This is a genomic window from Agromyces sp. GL_144, assembly GCF_057834305.1.
Genome location: NZ_CM174399.1, coordinates 1,276,043 through 1,292,650 on the forward strand (window position 1 = coordinate 1,276,043; position 16,608 = coordinate 1,292,650).

A 16,608-nucleotide genomic window follows, 5' to 3' on the forward strand; every position below is an offset into this window, starting at 1 on the left:
GGTCAGGGCGAGCGGATGCCGCGTGCCGCATGAATCCCTCGCGTCATCGTGCGCGCAACTGATGCGCCCGCGGCACGCCCGCCGATATGGTGTGGGAAGGCGAGTCCGAGGGGGATGGCATGGCACAGACGCGGGACGACGAACTCCTGGCCAGGATCGAGGCGCTCGAGGCCGAGAACGCCCGGCTGCGCGACGAGGCGGTGACGCCCCGCGAGGCGTCCGCGGCCCGCGCGCCCAAGCGTTCGACCGGTCGTGCGCGCGTCGCCGTGGCCACGATCCTCGTGCTCATCGGCGCCATCCTGACCCCGGTCGCCGTGCTCGGCGGGTGGGCGAAGAACCAGCTCGTCGACACCGACACCTTCGTCGCCACCTTCGCGCCCATCGCCGACGACCCGGCCGTGCAGGCGTACGTCGCCGACGAGGCGACGACGGCGATCATCGATGCGGCGAACATCGAGAGCCTGACCTCGTCGGTCTTCGACGGCATCTCGGAGCTCGGCCTGCCGCCGCGTGCGGAGCAGGCGCTGCAGCTGCTCGAGGGGCCGGCCACGCAGGGCATCGAGTCGCTCATCGGCCAGATCGTGAACCGGTTCGTGACCTCCGACGCCTTCGGCGACATCTTCGAGCAGGCGTTGCGCACGACGCACACCCAGGTGATCGCGGCGTTGCAGGGCGACCCCGACGCGGCGTTGCAGATCACGGACTCGGGCGAGATCGGCATCCAGCTGGGGCCCATCATCGAGGCGGTCAAGCAACGGCTGGTCGACGCGGGCGTCGGCTTCGCCTCGGCGATCCCGGCGATCGACAAGACGATCGTCGTGGCCAAGTCCGAGTCGCTCACGACCGTGCAGATCGCCTACGGACTCGCCGTCTCGGCCGGCACCTGGCTGCCGTGGGTCGCGCTGCTCTTCCTCATCGGCGGCATCCTGGTCGCCCCGCGTCGGCGCACGGCCATCATCTGGACGGCATCGACCCTGGCCGTCGTGCTCGCGATCCTCGCGAGCGGCTTCGGCATCGGGCGTCTCTACTTCATCGGCAGCGTCTCGCCGGGCATCGTGCCGACGGGGGCGGCCGAGGTGATCTACGACCAGATCATCGACCGCATGTTCGCCACGACCATCGCGCTCGTCGTCTTCGCGGTCGTCGTCGCGCTGTTCGCGTGGCTCAGCGGCCCGGGTGCGCTGCCGACGAAGCTGCGCGGGTTCGCCGATGCCGGCTTCGGATCGGTGCGCCGCTCGGCGGCCGAGCGCGGCCTGACCACTGGCTCGTTCGGTGCGTGGCTCGGCCGGCAGCGCGGGGTCGTGTTCGCCGTCATCATGCTCGGCGCGGTCGCCCTGATCCTGTTCGTGCGGCCGATCTCCATGGGGCTCGTCGTCTGGACCCTCGTCATCGCGCTCGTGCTCATCGCGATCGTCGAGCTGCTGCAGCGCCCGCCGGTCGAGGTCGCCGAGGCCGATGCGGCGGCCGCCGAGGCCGAGCTGGCCGAGGCCGAGGCATCTGTCCTGCTCGATGACGAGGCGACGGATGCCGCGACCGACCTCGACGGCGACACCGCGGTGCTCGTCGGCGTCGAGGAGGGCTCCGCGACCGACACGGCCGTGCTCGTCGAGGCACCCGGCGCCGAGATCGAGGCCGACGTCTCAGAAGACGCCAAGGCGACCGACGTCATCGACGTGGGCGGGGCGCCCGCATCGAAGCCGGCGTCGAGGTCGACGAGTCCGAAGAAGCGCGGGCGTCCTGCCGAGTGAGGGTGCCACTCCGGGCTAGGCTCCCGGAGGAATGAGACGCCCGACCATCGCCCTGCTCGCCTCGCTGGAGGCGGTCGTCGCGGCGCTCATCGGCTTCGCGCTCGCGTTCGTGCCGTTGATGCTGCTCTGGGCCGTGCACTTCGGGCTCGCGGTCGACGCGATGGCCTTCGTGCATGCGGCCGCGGGGGTGTGGCTGCTCGGCCACGGCGTGAACGTGACCGTGCAGATCGATCCGCTGATCGCCGCGACCACCGGGCTGCCGGGTGCGGGCGACCCGTTCCCGATCGCGATCGCCCTGCTCGGCATCGCCCTGCTGAGCTTCGCGGCCGGCGTGCGCATCGGCCGACGATCGGCCGTCGGCGGCCACGCGCTCACGGGCGCGATCGCCGCGATGGTCGTCTACGGTGCGGCGGGCGCCGGCGCCGCGACCCTCGCCGACACGCCCGCGCTGCACACGAACCCGTGGTGGGCGATCGGACTGCCGGCGTTCGTCGTCGGCCTCGGGGCACTGGCCGGCGCGATCGAGGAATCGGTGCGCAACCCGTCGACGGATGTCGCCAACGCCGGCTTCGTGCGCAGGGCGGTGCAGTCCGTGCCACCGCTCGTCGGCGAGATCACCGCTGCGGCGATGCGCGTCGGCGGGGGAGCGGCGTTCGGGGTGCTCTCGTTCGCGGCGGCCCTGCTCGGCATCGTGATCATCGTCGACTACGCGACGATCGCGAGCCTCTACCAGGCGCTCGACGCGGGCGTCGACGGCGGCATCGCCCTGACGATGGCCGAACTCGCGGTGCTTCCGAACCTCGTCGTGTGGGCGGCCGCGTGGATGCTCGGCCCCGGATTCGCCCTCGGAGCCGGAACCTCGGTCGCTCCCGGCGGCACCCTGCTCGGCCCGGTGCCCGGAATCCCGGTGCTCGGCGCCCTGCCCGGTGCGGCCCCGCTGCTCGGCGCACTGCTCCTGGTCGTGCCGGTGCTGCTCGGGTTCGTCGGCGCCTGGATCGTGGGGGCCGAGCGTCGCCGCGCCTCGACCGAGGTGGAGTGGTGGCGGCCGCTCGCGGTGGCCGCGGGCTCGGCCCTCGTCGCGGGCCTCATGATCGGCCTGCTCGCGAGGTGGTCGTCGGGCGCCGTGGGCCCGGGTCGCCTGGCGGTCGTCGGCCCCGACGGGTTCGCCGTCGGCCTCGTCGCCGCGATCACGGTCGGGCTCGGCGCGCTCGCGGGCGGCTATGCGGCGTTCGCCGGGCGCACCGAACGCGCCGACGGCGCGACATCCTTCGCCGGGGCATCGGCGGGCACCTCGCTCGCGCGCCGCGACGACGACGTTCCTCGAGCGGCAGGGCGAGCGGATGCCGCGACCGAGGCGTTCGACGCGACGGAGGCGTTCGATCCGCTGCCGGCGTCGGAGCCGGTCGTCTCCGTGTCGACCCCCGAGCCTCCGAGGTCCGAGCCGACGCGCGAAGAGGACGACGTGCCCTGGTGGCGTCGGGACCGCGGCGACTCGGCCGACCGCTGACGCCGGCCCGGCGGCATCCGCTGGTCTCGATACGGGCGCGAGGGCCGGGGCTCCCACTCGAGCGGCGGAGGCCGGCCCGGCGGCATGCGCCGGAACGAGGCGACGCCGCCCACCCGGTAGGCTCGGATGGTGCTGAAGCTCGTCGTGCTCATCTCTGGCACCGGATCCAACCTGCGTTCGCTCCTCGAGGCCTCCGAAGACGCCCGATTCCCGGCCCGGGTGGTCGCGATCGGCGCCGACCGCGACGCCGACGGGCTCGCGCTCGGCGAGGAGTTCGGCATCCCGACCTTCACGGTGCCGTTCACCGCGTTCCCCGACCGCGACGCCTGGGGCGCCGAGCTCATCGAGCAGGTGCGGCTCTGGGAGCCCGACCTCGTCATCCTGTCGGGGCTCATGCGGCTCGTTCCGCCGGCCGTGGTCGACGCGTTCTCGCCGCAGCTCATCAACACGCACCCCGCCTACCTGCCCGAGTTCCCGGGCGCGCACGGCGTGCGCGACGCCCTCGCCGCCGGGGTCGAGCAGACCGGCGCGAGCCTCATCGTCGTCGACAACTCCGTCGACGGGGGCCCCATCATCGCGCAGGAGCGCGTGCCCGTGCTGCCGGGCGACACGGAGTCGTCGCTGCACGACCGCATCAAGCCCGTCGAGCGGCGCCTGCTCATCCAGGCCGTGCTCGACATCGCCAACGCCCACCTCGACCTGAAGGAGCTCGCCCGATGAGCGCAGCCACGATCGATCCGAGCCTCTACCGACCCCGCGACGTGGTGCCCGTGCGCCGCGCCCTCATCGCCGTGAGCGACAAGCGCGGCCTCGTCGAACTCGCGACGAAGCTCATCGAGGCGGGCGTCGAGGTCGTCTCCACGGGCGGCACCGGCAAGGCGATCGCCGACGCGGGCCTGCCGGTCACGCAGGTCGCCGAGGTGACCGGCTACCCCGAGCACCTCGACGGGCGCGTGCGCACGCTGCACCCCGCCGTGCACTCTGGCCTGCTCGCCGACCTGCGCCTGCAGCACCACGAGACCCAGCTCGCCGAGCTCGACATCAAGCCCTACGAGCTCGTGGTCGTGAACCTCTACCCGTTCACCGAGACCGTCGCCGCGGGTGCCGCGCCCGACGAGGCGATCGAGCAGATCGACATCGGCGGGCCCGCCATGGTGCGCGCCTCGGCGAAGAACCACGCGAACGTCGCGGTCGTCGTCTCGCCCGACCGCTACGACGAGATCGCCGCCGCGGTCGTCGCCGGCGGGACCACGCTCGCCCAGCGCCAGGTGCTCGCTCGCGAGGCGTTCCGCCACACGGCGTCGTACGACGTGGCCGTCGCCTCGTACATCGGCAGCGTCGTCGCGCCCGATCAGCCCGCCGAGGAGTCCCCGTTCCCGGCCTGGGTCGGCGGCACGTGGTCGAAGGACACCGACCTGCGCTACGGCGAGAACTCGCACCAGCGGGCCGCGCTGTACGCCTCCAACGGAGGGCGCCCCGGCATCGCGCAGGCCGTGCTGCTGCACGGAAAGGAGATGTCGTACAACAACTACGTCGACGCCGATGCCGCAGTGCGCTCCGCGTTCGACTTCGACGAGCCCGCGGTCGCGATCATCAAGCACGCGAACCCGTGCGGCATCGCCGTGGCCTCGGCCGGGGCGACCGACCCCATCGCCGACGCCCACCGGCGCGCGCACGAATGCGACCCCGTGTCGGCGTTCGGCGGCGTGATCGCGGCGAACCGCATCGTCACGCTCGAGATGGCCGAGACGGTCTCGGGCATCTTCACCGAGGTGCTCATCGCGCCCGCGTTCGAGGCCGAGGCGTTCGAGCTGCTCGCGAAGAAGAAGAACATCCGCCTGCTCACACTGCCCGAGGGTTTCGAGTCCACGGTCGTGGAGCTGAAGCAGGTCTCGGGCGGACTGCTGCTGCAGCAGTCCGACCGGCACTTCGCGCCCGCCGCGGAGTGGACCCTCGCCGCAGGGGAGCCGGCTGACGAGGCGACCCTCGCCGACCTCGAGTTCGCGTGGCGGGCCTGCCGCGCCGTGAAGTCGAACGCGATCCTGCTCGCCTCCGACGGCGCCTCGGTCGGCGTCGGCATGGGCCAGGTCAACCGCGTCGACTCGTGCAAGCTCGCGGTCGAGCGCGCGGGCGACCGGGCGTCCGGTTCGGTCGCGGCATCCGACGCCTTCTTCCCGTTCGCCGACGGACTGCAGATCCTGCTCGACGGCGGGGTGCGCGCGGTCGTGCAGCCCGGCGGATCCATCCGCGACGACGAGGTCGTCGAAGCCGCCCGCGCGGCCGGCGTCACGATGTACTTCACGGGCGAGCGGCACTTCTTCCACTGAGCGCGACTTCCACTGAGCGCGACTTGCGCCGGGCGTCTGCGGTGCCGAGCGTCTGCGGTGCCGGGCGTCTGCGCTGGGCCTCTGTGCTGGGCTTCTCCTGCGCGGAGTGTCGCCTTCGCGCGACGCTTCCGCTGGGGTGGAAGCGGATGCCGCGGCACGGTGCGGTCAGCGCAGTATCCGCCGTGGAACTCGGTGGCGAAGTGGCGAAGTGGCGAAGTGGCGCGAGTTCTGAACGTGCGACCACGCAGGGCCGGTCTGGTGCTCGGCTGTTGGGCCTCTTCTCCGCATGCTGTGGCCGTGTGGCCGTGTGGCCGTGTGGCCGTGTGGCCGTGTGGCCGTGTGGCCGTGTGGCCGTGTGGCCGTGTAGTCGTGTAGTCGTGTGGCCGTGTAGTCGTGTAGTCGTGTAGCCGTGTAGCCGTGTAGCCGTGTAGCCGCCGATTCACGGGCGGCCCCGCGGGACCCCGCGGGACCTCGCGGGACCTCGCCGGACTTCGGCGGGACCTCGCCGGGCTTCGGCGGGACCTCGCGGAACCGGCGGGCGATCCACCCCGGCCATGCAGGGGTCGATCGGTCGGCGAACTCGGGCAGGCGGGCGGGCCGCCGGGCAGCCGGCGGCGAACGGCTCCCGCACCGCGTGGCGAAGAGGCGGCGGCGGTATCCTTGAGGCAGCGGCGCTCATGAGGCGCCGGCAACCGTTCCGCCCACAAGGCGGATGAACAAGGAGAACGATCGATGACGATCAGCCACGCCCTGACCGAACCCCTCGCGGCAGGCGCAGCAGCAGGTTCACCGGCAACCGGTGCACCGGCGACAGGTGCAGCAACCCGAACCAGCACGATCCCGGCCGCAGCCGCCGCGCTCCCGCTCGAAGCCCCCGACCACGAGCGCGTGCTCATCACGCACGGTCGCCGCTCCGGGCTCACCATCATCGTCGCGGTGCACTCCACGCGACTCGGGCAGGCCCTCGGCGGCGCTCGACTCTGGCGCTACGCGAGCTGGACCGACGGCCTCGCCGACGCCCTGCGCCTCTCGCAGGCGATGACCATGAAGAACGCCGCGGCCGGCCTCGCGCGCGGCGGCGGCAAGTCCGTGGTCGTGATCCCAGAGGGCGTCTCGCTCGACGAGCGCGGCACCCGCGCCGCGATGCTCGACCTCGGCGACGCCGTCGAGTCGCTCGGCGGCGCCTACATGACCGCCGAAGACGTCGGCACGAGCGCCGAGCTCATGGCCGTCGTCGCCGAGCGCACCGCCCACGTCTGCGGCCTCCCGCCCGAGCAGGGCGGCGTCGGCGAGCCCGCCGACGCGACCGCGGCCGGCGTGCACGCCTCCATCCTGGCGACGCTCGAGCACGTCTTCGGCACGCGCGACCTCGCCGGCCGCCACCTCGTGATCTCGGGCCTCGGCCAGGTCGGCGGTCGCCTCGCCCGCTCGCTCGCCGCGGGCGGTGCGCGCCTGACGGTGACGGATGTCGCCGACGGCAAGCGTGCGCTCGCCGACGAGCTCGGCGCGGCCTGGGTCGACCCGCAGCAGGCCCACCTCGTCGGCGCCGACGTTTTCGTCCCGTGCGGGCTCGGCGGCGTGCTCACGGCTGAGGTGGTGGGCGACCTGCGCGTGCGCGCCGTGGTCGGAGCCGCGAACAACCAACTCGCGAGCCGCGAGGTGGCCGGCCTGCTGACCGAGCGCGGCATCGTCTGGGCCCCCGACTTCGTCGTGAACGCCGGCGGGGTCATCTACCTCGACGTCGCGAGCGAGCCGGGCGCGGTCCAGGCCGAGCTCGACGCGCGCATCGCGGGCATCGGCGACACCGTGGCATCCGTGCTGCGATCGGCCGAAGAACACGGAACCACGACGCTGGCGGCCGCCGAGCGCCTCGCACGGGCCCGCCTCGAAGCCGCGGTCTGAGCGGGTGGCGGGGGCCGCTAGGCTCGTCCGCATGACGTCCCCCGCCGCCACGCCCGTGAGCCCTGCCCGGTTCAAGCCCGCGCCGACCCCCGGACGCCGCGTGCTCGCCGTGTTCGCCTCGTCGGCGGCGGTCGCCGTGCTCGCCGCGCTCATCGCGCTGTTCGCGTTCTTCATCGGCAACGGGCAGACGCCGAACACCTTCGGCCAGCTCGCCGGGCACTTCACGCTCGCGGCGTTCATCGCCTTCGTGCTGCTCTCGGTCGCGAACGCCGCCGGCGCCACGAGGGCGTGGTTCCTCACGCTCATCACGGGCTTCACCTCGGCCTGCCTCGCCGCCCTCCTCGCGACCACGGTCACGGCGGCCGCTGTCGGCAACCCGCTCTCGGGCCCGCTGTTCCTGTTCGTCGTGGGCTCGCTCGTGAGCCTCAACCTCGTGTTCATCCTCGCCGTCATCGCGGGTGAGATGTTCCTCGCGCCGCGCGTGCTGCGCGCGATCCTCGAGTACGCGCCCGAGCGGGCGGCGCGCCGCATCGCGCTCGTGCGCATCCCCGCGACGAACCTCGACGAGGGCCTGCTCACCCACCTCGAGCGACGGCCCGTCGACCACGCGCTGGCCGACGAGCAGTGGGACAACTACTGCGCGGCCCTCGTCGCCGAGGGATGGGAGACGATCGAGGTCGACGCCGCCCCCGAGCTCGCCGACTCCGTCTTCGTCGAAGACGCCGTGGTGATGTTCGGCGACCTCGCCGTGCTCGCGTACCCGGGGGCGCCCTCGCGCCGCCCGGAGGTCGACGCGGTCGAGCGCGCGGTCCGGTCGATCCCGGGCATCAGCGTGGCGAGCATCCTCGCCCCCGGCACCCTCGACGGCGGCGACGTGCTGAAGGTCGGCTCCACCGTCTACGTCGGCGCGGGTTCGCGCACGAACGCCGAGGGCATCCGCCAGCTGCGGGCGTTGCTCGCCCCGCACGGCTACGAGGTCGTCGCGGTGCCGCTCACCAAGGCCCTGCACCTCAAGAGCGCCGTGACCGCGCTGCCCGACGGCACGGTCATCGGCGACGTCGAGCGCATCGACGTGCCGAGCCTGTTCCCGCGGTTCCTGCCCGTGGTCGAGCCCGAGGGCGTGGCCGTGGTCGCGTTGAGCGACGAGTCGCTGCTCATGTCCTCGGCCGCGCCGCAGACCGCGGCGATGCTCTCGAACCTCGGCTACCGCGTCGTCACGGTCGACATCAGCGAGTTCGAGAAGCTCGAGGGCTGCGTCACGTGCCTGTCGGTGCGGGTGCGCTGATCGATCGCACCCGGCCGTCGTGCAGTTCGAGCACGCGGTCGGCGCGCCCCGCGAGCGCGGGGTCATGCGTCGTGACGACGGCGGCCACGCCGCGGGCGTGCACGAGGTCGCCGATGAGGTCCATGACCGTGGCCGCAGTGCTGCTGTCGAGCTGACCCGTCGGCTCGTCGGCGAGCAGCAGTCGCGGCCGCGCCGCGATCGCCCTGGCGATGCCGACGCGGCGCTGCTGGCCGCCCGAGAGCTCGTACGGTCGCTGCGCGCCGTGGGCGCCCAGTCCGACGGCGTCGAGCGCCTCGGTCACACGCGCGTCGCGTTCGGCGGGCGCCATGCGCAGCAGTCGCAGCGGCACCTCGACGTTCTCGGATGCGGAGAGCACCGGGATCAGCCCGAACGACTGGAAGACGTACCCGAGCTGCTCGCGCCGCATGGCCGCGAGCTCGTCGTCGCCGAGCGTGGACAGGTCGGCGTCGCCGAGCAGCACGCGCCCCGACGTCGGACGGTCGAGTCCGCCGAGCAGGTTCAGCAGCGTCGTCTTGCCCGCGCCCGAGGGCCCGGTGACGACGAGCAGTTCGCCGGGGCGCACCTCGAGCGAGACCTCGCCGACGGCGTGCACGACGCCGGCATCCGTCTCGAAGTCCCGGCTGACGTTCTCGGCCTTGAGCGTGGTCATCGCGGCTCCTCGGTCGTGGGTCGGTCATCGGCGTGGATCGCGGCATCCGTCGTCGCATCGGTCTCGGCCGAGCTCGCGGCATCCGCTTCGGGAACCGACCCGCCGCCGGGCGTCTCGGTGCCGATGCCGGTGCCGCCGCCATCGCCGCTGCCGGGCCACACCCCGACGTGGTCGGGCTCGAGCGCGAGGCGAACCCGGTCGCGCAGGTCGAGCCGCTGCACGAACTCGTGGGGGAGCTGCAGCCGGCCGACGCGGTCGAGCACGGCGAACTCCTCGGCGATGTGCTCCTCGGCCCCGTGCTCGTCGAGTCGGGTCGAGCGCAGCACCTCGGTGGAGGTGCGGCCGTCGCGGATCTGCACCGTGCGCCGCACGTGCCCCGACACGGTCGGGTCGTGGGTGACGATGAGCGTGGTGACCCCGAGCTCCTCGTTCACGCTGCGCATGGCCTCGAGCACGCTCGCGGAGGTGGCCTCGTCGAGCTCGCCGGTCGGTTCGTCGGCGAGCAGCACGAGCGGTGCGTTCGCGAGGGCGACGGCGATCGCGACGCGCTGCTGCTGCCCGCCCGAGAGCTCCGCGGGCCGGCGATCGCGGAACTCGCCGACCTGCAGCAGGTCGAGCAGCTCGTCGATGCGCGATGCCCGCGCTGCGCCGCGGAAGGCGTGCGCGACGTTCATCGCGAGCGCGATGTTCTCGGCGGCGGTGAGGTAGGGGAGCAGGTTGCGAGAGGTCTGCTGCCAGACGAAGCCGACCGTGCGGCGACGGTACTCGACGCGTTCGCGCGACCGCATCGCGAGCAGGTCGTGACCGGCCACGCTCGCGCTGCCGGCCGTGGCGGTGTCGAGGCCCGAGAGGATCGTGAGCAGGGTCGACTTGCCCGAGCCCGAAGCGCCGACGACGGCGACCATCTCGCCTGGGTCGACGCGCAGGTTCAGCCCCTGCAGCGCCTGCACCTCGACCCCGTCGGCCGTGAAGATGCGCACCAGGTCGTTGCACAGGATGTGCGGGTGGGTCAGCGTGTCAGCCACGTCTTCATCCTTCCTCCTCCTTGCGCAGGGCGCGCGCCACGTCGATGCGCGACCCGAGCGATGCGGCGAGCGTCGACGCCACGACGGTGACGATGACGGATGCCGCGAGCACGGCCGTGATGAGCCACGGATCGTAGGCGACGTCGGGTTGCGCGTCGCCGCCCGTGAACGCGCTGAGGTCGATGCCGCCGAGCACGATGTGCGGCAGGACGGCGCCGAGCACCGCGCCGACGACGAGCGAGATCGCGGTGACCGGGCCGATCTCCCAGGCCACGAGCGCGCGCTGCCCGCGGCGGTCGAGCCCGAGCGTCGCGAGCAGCGGCAGGAGGCGGTCGCGGGCCGGCCGCCCGACCACGAGCGTCAGCACGATCGCGAGGGCCGTCAGCAGGCTCGAGAGCACGATCGCGGCGATGAGGGCCGCGACGAGCCCGCGCACGGTGGTCGACGAGCCGAGACGGTCGGCCACGCTCTCGGCCGTCTCGACCGTGGTGCCCTCGCCCGCGATCTCGGCGAGGTCGTCGACGATCGCCCGCGTGTCGACGTCGGCGCCCGCGTCGAAGCGCACGAGCACGGTGCGCGGAACGAGCGTGTCGGTGTACGGCTCGGCGTTCGCGCGATCCATGAGCATCCAGTTCGCGCGCGGCGAGTACGCCGTGGTGCCGTCGACCACGCCGACGACCGAGTACGGGTCGCCGTCGACGGTCACGGCGGTCGCGTCGGCGGTGACCGCGTCGACGACGCCGGACACGAGCACCGGGACGCCCTGCTCGCCCGGTGGCTCGGCGAGCGAGTCGGGCAGGGGCGTCGCATCTGGTCGTCCGGCCTGCACGGCCTGCATCTCGGCGACGTCGATCACGATCAGGGTCGTCGTGCGCTGCCGGCCGTCGATCGAGAGCGAGACGTTGCGCGTCGAGTACACCGGGGCGATCGCCTCGACACCGGGCACGTCGCGCATCCCGTCGAGCTGCGCCCGCGTGAGCGGCAGGCCCGACACCGAGGCATCCGCCCCCACCCGATGGGATGCCGCAGCCTCGACGCCAGAGCGGATCGTGCCGAGCAGCACCGACGAGAACACCGCGACCGAGACGCCGACGACGACCGCGAGCACGGGCACGAGGCCGGCCGAGGGGTCGCGGAGGGCGCGAGCCGAGCCGAGGAAGCCGACGAGGCCGGGCCTGGCGGCCATCGACCTGACGACGCGGGCGAGCGGGATGGGGTAGATGCGCAGCACGACGATGCAGGCCACGAGCGAGAGCAGCAGCGGCACGGCCGCGAGCAACGGGTCGACGCCGACGGCGGCCGCCGAGGTCGCGAGGCCGCGGCGGAGCAGCAGGGCGACGGCCGCTGCGGCGAGGAGCAGCACGACGAGCTCCCCCAGCCGGCGCAGGCGCCCGCCGCCCGTGGTGCCGAGGTCGGCGCGGGCGCGGCGCAACGGACTCAGCGAGGGGGCCGAGGCCAGCAGCAGCGCCGTGGGGGTGAAGGCGAACAGCGCCGCCACGGCGACGCCCGCGGGGCCGCCGTCGGCCGCGAAGGCGAGGGTTCCGCCGATGCCGCCGAGGAGCGCGGCCGGGATGCCGATGGCGAGTCCCTCGATGGCGAGGATGCCGCGCAGCTGGCCCGTCGAGGCGCCGCGTGCGGCGACGAGCTCGAGGCCCTCCCGCCGGCGTTCGAACACGACGCGGGCCCCGAGCACCAGCACGGCGATCATCACGCCGATGGGCCCGGAGGCGACGGTGGCGAGCACGGCGTCGCCGGCCGCGGCCGCCGCCGCGGCGGTCGCGAGCTGGTCGCGCAGCGTGCTCGAGAACCCGAGGTCGCCGACGGTGAAGTACTGGTCGATCCACTCGCCGCGGCCGACCGCGTGCAGGCCGCTCGTGAACCCGCCGAGCTGGGTCTGCAGCCGCGTCGACAGGTCGGCCGTGATGCGGCCGGTGTCGACGGGGACCCAGACCTCGAGCGTGAGCGGCACGTTCGCCGATGCGAAGTCCGACCAGGAGGCCGGGTCGAGGAATGCGACGGCGGTGATCTCGGGCGGTGCGATGCCGTTGTCGACGACCGACGGCTCGAGCGCCGGCACGATGTGGGTCCAGATGCCGTCGTCGGGGTCGATCGGCGCGACCGTTCCCGAGAGGAGCACCGGCTGCGGGGCGCCGTCGACGTCGATCGTGCGCGTCTCGCCGACGGTCCACTCCATGCGGTCGGCGACGGCGTCGGTGAGCACGATCTCGACCGGGGCCGCCGAGGGCACGGGCGCGTCGACCGCGGCGGGCCAGGCGCCCGAGGTGAGTTCGACGTGCTCGCGCAGGCGCGGGTCGAAGCCCGCCATGATGCGGTACGACGGGGCACTCGGCCCTGCACCCTCGACCACCGCGCGCACGGGCGCGATCGTGAGCATGGCGAGCGGCGGCGCCATGATCGACTCGAGCTCGGCGGGCATGCCGTCGACGAGCGCCGTGAGGCGCTCCTCGGTCGCGCCCCAGACCTCGGCGACGTCGGCGTCGAGCGTCGTCGCGCCGTCGGCGGACCCGACCGACGGACGCTCGCGCGAGATCGCCGTGAGGTCCAGCTCGACCGCCGGAACGTCGGCGAGCTGCTCGTGCACGGCCTGGGTGTGCAGCGTCGTGGCGGCACGGGGCACCGCGGTGGCGAGGAACGCGCCGACGAGCACGAGCAGGGCGAGCGCGATCGACGCGCCGGGCGCGGTCGTCAGCTGTCGCCGGACCAAGCCTGCCGACGAGAGGCCCGAGCGACGGTGCGGATGCTGCGGCGGACGCGGCGCGCTCATCGTTCCTCCTCGCGGATGCCGGGCGTGGCGGCCAGGCGTCGGACGGATGCCGCGGCGATCCAGCCGATCGCGGCCGAGGCGCCGAGGAAGGCGATCAGCCCCAGAGCCCACGGCAGTGCGTCGATGCCGAGGTCGACGGCCAACCGGCCCGGGGCGCCGGCGACCGCCGCCCTGGCGAGCTCGCGCATGGTCGCCACGGCGGTGATCGCGCCGATGCCGATGCCGACGACGACCGCCGTGACGATCGACACGGCGAGCTCGGCGAACCGGGCCCCGGCCTGCTGCGATGCGGGCATGCCGAGCGCGCGCAACACGACGACCTCGCCGAACCGCGCTCGGGAGAGCGCGGCCGTGAGCGCCGCGAGCGCGACGGCGGCGAAGAGCAGCGCACCGGCCGCGCCGGCCCAGAGCGCCCCGACGGCGGGGCCGATGAGCGGCGCGGAGGAGGCGTCGGCGCGTGTGGTCGTGGTGAGCGCGACGGCGGGCTGCTGCCGGATCCCGTCGGCGACCGTCTCCGGCTCGCCGGTCGCGAGCCAGCGTTCGGTATAGGCGGGCACCGCCGCTCCGCTGACGAAGGCGGCCCGGGAGATCTCGGCGAGGTCGGCGAGCAGTCCCGTGTCGCCGGCACCGGGCACCGCGGCGGCGGTGCCGGCCACGGTCGCGTCCACGTCGGCGCCCCCGGTGAGGATCCGGAAGGTGAAGGCGCCGCCGGGCGCGGCGTCGATGCGCTCGGCCAGCGCGGCGCCGAGCACCACGGGCACCGGGCCTGCGCCGGCCGCGCCCGCGACGACGACCCGGCCGGTGGGCCGCTTCGCGCCGAGCGTCGTCTCACCGGCCTCGACCTGCAGGTCGGATGCTGCGGCGACGCCGTCGATCGAGACGGAACCGAAGCGCGCGACGACCTCGCCGCCCTGGGCTCCGGAGAGCGAGGCGTCGAATCCGAGCAGGCGCAGCCCCGCGGCATCCGGCAGCTCGACGTGTGCGATGCCGACGCCGGCGTCGACGCGGATCGTGCCGGCCGCGAGCCGGCTCGCCTCGCCGCCCGCCCCGAGGACCCAGGCGGAGAGGGCGACCTCGCCCGGCGTTCCCTCGGGCGCGTCGAGGCCCACCTCGACCTCGAGCGTCGACGCGCCCGCGGGGAGCATGGTCGGGACCGCTGCCGGGGGGAGATCGGACGAGGCCGCCGCCAGCGCCGGCCCGAACCGCCCGGCGTCGGAACCGGGCAGGGCGACGAGGGTCACGGGGTCGGAGCCGATCCTGGCCTCGCCGCGGAACACTGGCAGGCTCGCATCGACGGCGTCGAGGCCTGCGAACGGGTCGTCGAGGGCGAGCGGGTCGGCGCCGTACACGACCGAGCGGGCGGCGTAGGCGACGCGCACATCGCCGCCGACCTCGATCGCCGAGGCGGCGCGGTCGAACGCCTGCCAGCTGCCGGCGAACGCACCGGCGAGCGTGAGGGCGCCGACGGCGAGCATCGTCATGAGCGACGCCGAGGCGTAGAGGCCCGCGCGCCGGGCGAGCTGCCGCATCGGCAGCGACGGCACCAGCCCCGGTCGCGCCGTCGCGAGCCGCTCGAGCAGGTGCGCGACCGGGCGGACGAGCCCGTTGCCGAGCAGCGCGAGCGCGATGAGCACGAGCATCGGGGCGAGCACGGCGATGGGATCCACCTCGAGCACGCCCGACGGGTTCGCCACGAGAGGGGAGCCGTAGAGGCGGAACTGCCAGAGCGACACCGCCGCGGCGACGACCACGAGGAGCACACCGCCCGCGGCCGCGGCCCTGGGCATGCGACCGACCTCGTCGCCCGAGCCGCGGAGCATCGGCCTCGTGGCCTCCCGCCAGGCGCGGGCGCCGAGCAGCGCCACGGCACCGACGGCGCACACCGTCGCGACGAGGCCCGCGACGGCCCAGGACCCGGCTTCGGCCGGACGGATGAGCGCGAGGGCGGCCTCGGCCAGCACGACGCCGACGAGCGCGGCGGGTGCGGCGACGACCACCGCCTCGACGGCCGCGGTCGCGGCGAGCCGCTTCGCCGACGCCCCGCGCGCCCGCAGCAGCACGGTCTCGCCGCGCCGCCCGGCGGCGAGCAGCGCCGCGAGGCGGTCGAGCGCGGCGAACCCCGCGAACGCGAGGAGGAGCACGGGCAGCGGCGCGATCGCGCGCACCGTCGTGAGCCCGGCGAGCAGGCGGTCGAGCGTCGCGACGAGCGCGCCGGAGGCGCCGAGCCCGTCGGTGCCGATGTCGTCCTGCGCGCGCAGGGCCGGTTCCACGTTCGGCAGGGCGGCGCGCAGGCCCGCGGTGAGCTCCGGCGTCATCTCGCCCGGCCCGATGATCGCGGTCCAGCGCACGACGACCGCGGCGGGCAGCCCGGCGAGATCGGCGTCATCGGCCACGACGAACGGGCCGGCGACGTCGTCGAGCACGCCGGCCGAGACGAGGGGCTCCGCGAACCACGCCGGATCGGAGGGATCGGACGGCATCCACGTGCCCACGACCTGCAACCGCACGGGCTCGATGCCGCCGACGACGATCACGTCGCCGAGGCCGAGGCCGAGGTCTCGGGCGGCCGTCGCCTGCACCGCGGTCGGGACCGCGCCCGGCTGCGCGTCGGCACCTTCGGGCCAGGCCCCGCTCACGAGGTCGGCGCGCGCCCCGACGGAGGCGTCGGCGAGCAGCACCGCGCCGAACGCCGTGTCGTCGCCGGCCGTCGCGTCGACGGCCGCGGTCTGCACGGAACGGGACCACGTCGCGCCGTCGGGCACGAGCATGCGATCGAGCACGGATGCCGCGGCATCGGCCTGCGCGTCGGCGTCGGCGGCCATTCGGATCTGCCAGCGCGCAGCCCCGTCGGTGCCGGTCGCCGCGGCGAGCCCGTCGCGGAGCCCGGTGCCGGAGGCGCTCGCGAGCGAATCGACCACCGCGGTGCCGAGGAACGCGAGCGCCAGCACGACCGCTCCGATCGCGGCGAACACGCCGCGATGCGCGTTCGCGCGCGCGACGGCGGTCGATGTCGCTCCCACGCGATCTCCTGGGTTCGGTCGTTCGGGTCGTCGGCCGAGGTCGATGCAGGGCGAACCTCGTGCGGATGACGAATCCGCACAGCCTACTCTCACGGGTGATCTTGCATGCCACCACGCTGCGGGCATAAGCTACAGGGCTGGCTGCGCTCGCCGCGGCCGCATGGACGAAGACGATGACGACGCAGGAGGACACCATGCAGACACACAGCTACACCCGCCCGTTCGTGGCCGGTAGCGCTCTGCGTCCGGTGCTCCACGTCTCGGCGGGCATCTCCGGGTAGTTCGCACCCAGCCCCGCAGGCTCGGCCTGCACGTTCGGCGGTAGCCCCGCATCCACGT

10 protein-coding genes are annotated in these 16,608 nt (G+C 74.1%); 6 read left to right on the plus strand and 4 right to left on the minus strand.

Annotated elements, in window-relative coordinates; all coding sequences use genetic code 11:
• The first annotated feature begins 119 nt into the window (after positions 1-119).
• The 6 genes from AC3IPY_RS05690 (at position 120) to ddaH (ending at position 8,769) form a co-directional block, all read left to right on the plus strand.
• Positions 120-1,748: a hypothetical protein gene (locus AC3IPY_RS05690; protein WP_489187270.1), complete on the plus strand. Its 1,629-nt coding sequence runs from the start codon at positions 120-122 to the stop codon at positions 1,746-1,748.
• Between the two features lie 31 nt (positions 1,749-1,779).
• Complete coding sequence (locus AC3IPY_RS05695) at positions 1,780-3,255, plus strand: cell division protein PerM (RefSeq protein WP_489187271.1); 1,476 nt, start codon at positions 1,780-1,782, stop codon at positions 3,253-3,255.
• Between the two features lie 129 nt (positions 3,256-3,384).
• Entirely contained in the window at positions 3,385-3,975 is a 591-nt protein-coding gene (gene purN / locus AC3IPY_RS05700) for a phosphoribosylglycinamide formyltransferase (RefSeq protein ID WP_489187273.1), read from the plus strand.
• Positions 3,972-5,582, plus strand: coding sequence for a bifunctional phosphoribosylaminoimidazolecarboxamide formyltransferase/IMP cyclohydrolase (gene purH, locus AC3IPY_RS05705; RefSeq protein WP_489187275.1), 1,611 nt, complete (start codon positions 3,972-3,974; stop codon positions 5,580-5,582). The genes purN and purH overlap by 4 nt, the downstream gene beginning before the upstream one ends.
• A 732-nt stretch (positions 5,583-6,314) precedes the next feature.
• Positions 6,315-7,484 carry a Glu/Leu/Phe/Val dehydrogenase family protein gene (locus AC3IPY_RS05710; RefSeq protein WP_489187276.1) on the plus strand — a complete coding sequence of 390 codons (1,170 nt, stop codon included), beginning with the start codon at positions 6,315-6,317 and terminating at the stop codon, positions 7,482-7,484.
• Between the two features lie 31 nt (positions 7,485-7,515).
• The gene (gene ddaH / locus AC3IPY_RS05715) at positions 7,516-8,769 is read left to right on the plus strand and encodes a dimethylargininase (RefSeq protein ID WP_489187277.1); all 1,254 of its coding nucleotides are present in this window, start codon (positions 7,516-7,518) and stop codon (positions 8,767-8,769) included.
• Here ddaH and AC3IPY_RS05720 read toward each other — a convergent pair.
• From AC3IPY_RS05720 to AC3IPY_RS05735, 4 genes are read right to left on the minus strand one after another with little or no spacing between them, the layout of a single operon-like run.
• Complete coding sequence (locus AC3IPY_RS05720) at positions 8,741-9,439, minus strand: ABC transporter ATP-binding protein (protein ID WP_489187278.1); 699 nt, start codon at positions 9,437-9,439, stop codon at positions 8,741-8,743. The two genes, ddaH and AC3IPY_RS05720, sit on opposite strands and share 29 nt — an antisense overlap.
• Entirely contained in the window at positions 9,436-10,464 is a 1,029-nt protein-coding gene (locus tag AC3IPY_RS05725; protein WP_489187279.1) for an ABC transporter ATP-binding protein, read from the minus strand. The genes AC3IPY_RS05720 and AC3IPY_RS05725 overlap by 4 nt, the downstream gene beginning before the upstream one ends.
• Before the next feature lie 4 nt (positions 10,465-10,468).
• Entirely contained in the window at positions 10,469-13,249 is a 2,781-nt protein-coding gene (locus tag AC3IPY_RS05730; protein WP_489187280.1) for an FtsX-like permease family protein, read from the minus strand.
• Entirely contained in the window at positions 13,246-16,269 is a 3,024-nt protein-coding gene (locus AC3IPY_RS05735) for a hypothetical protein (RefSeq protein WP_489187282.1), read from the minus strand. The genes AC3IPY_RS05730 and AC3IPY_RS05735 overlap by 4 nt, the downstream gene beginning before the upstream one ends.
• Positions 16,270-16,608 lie beyond the last annotated feature (339 nt).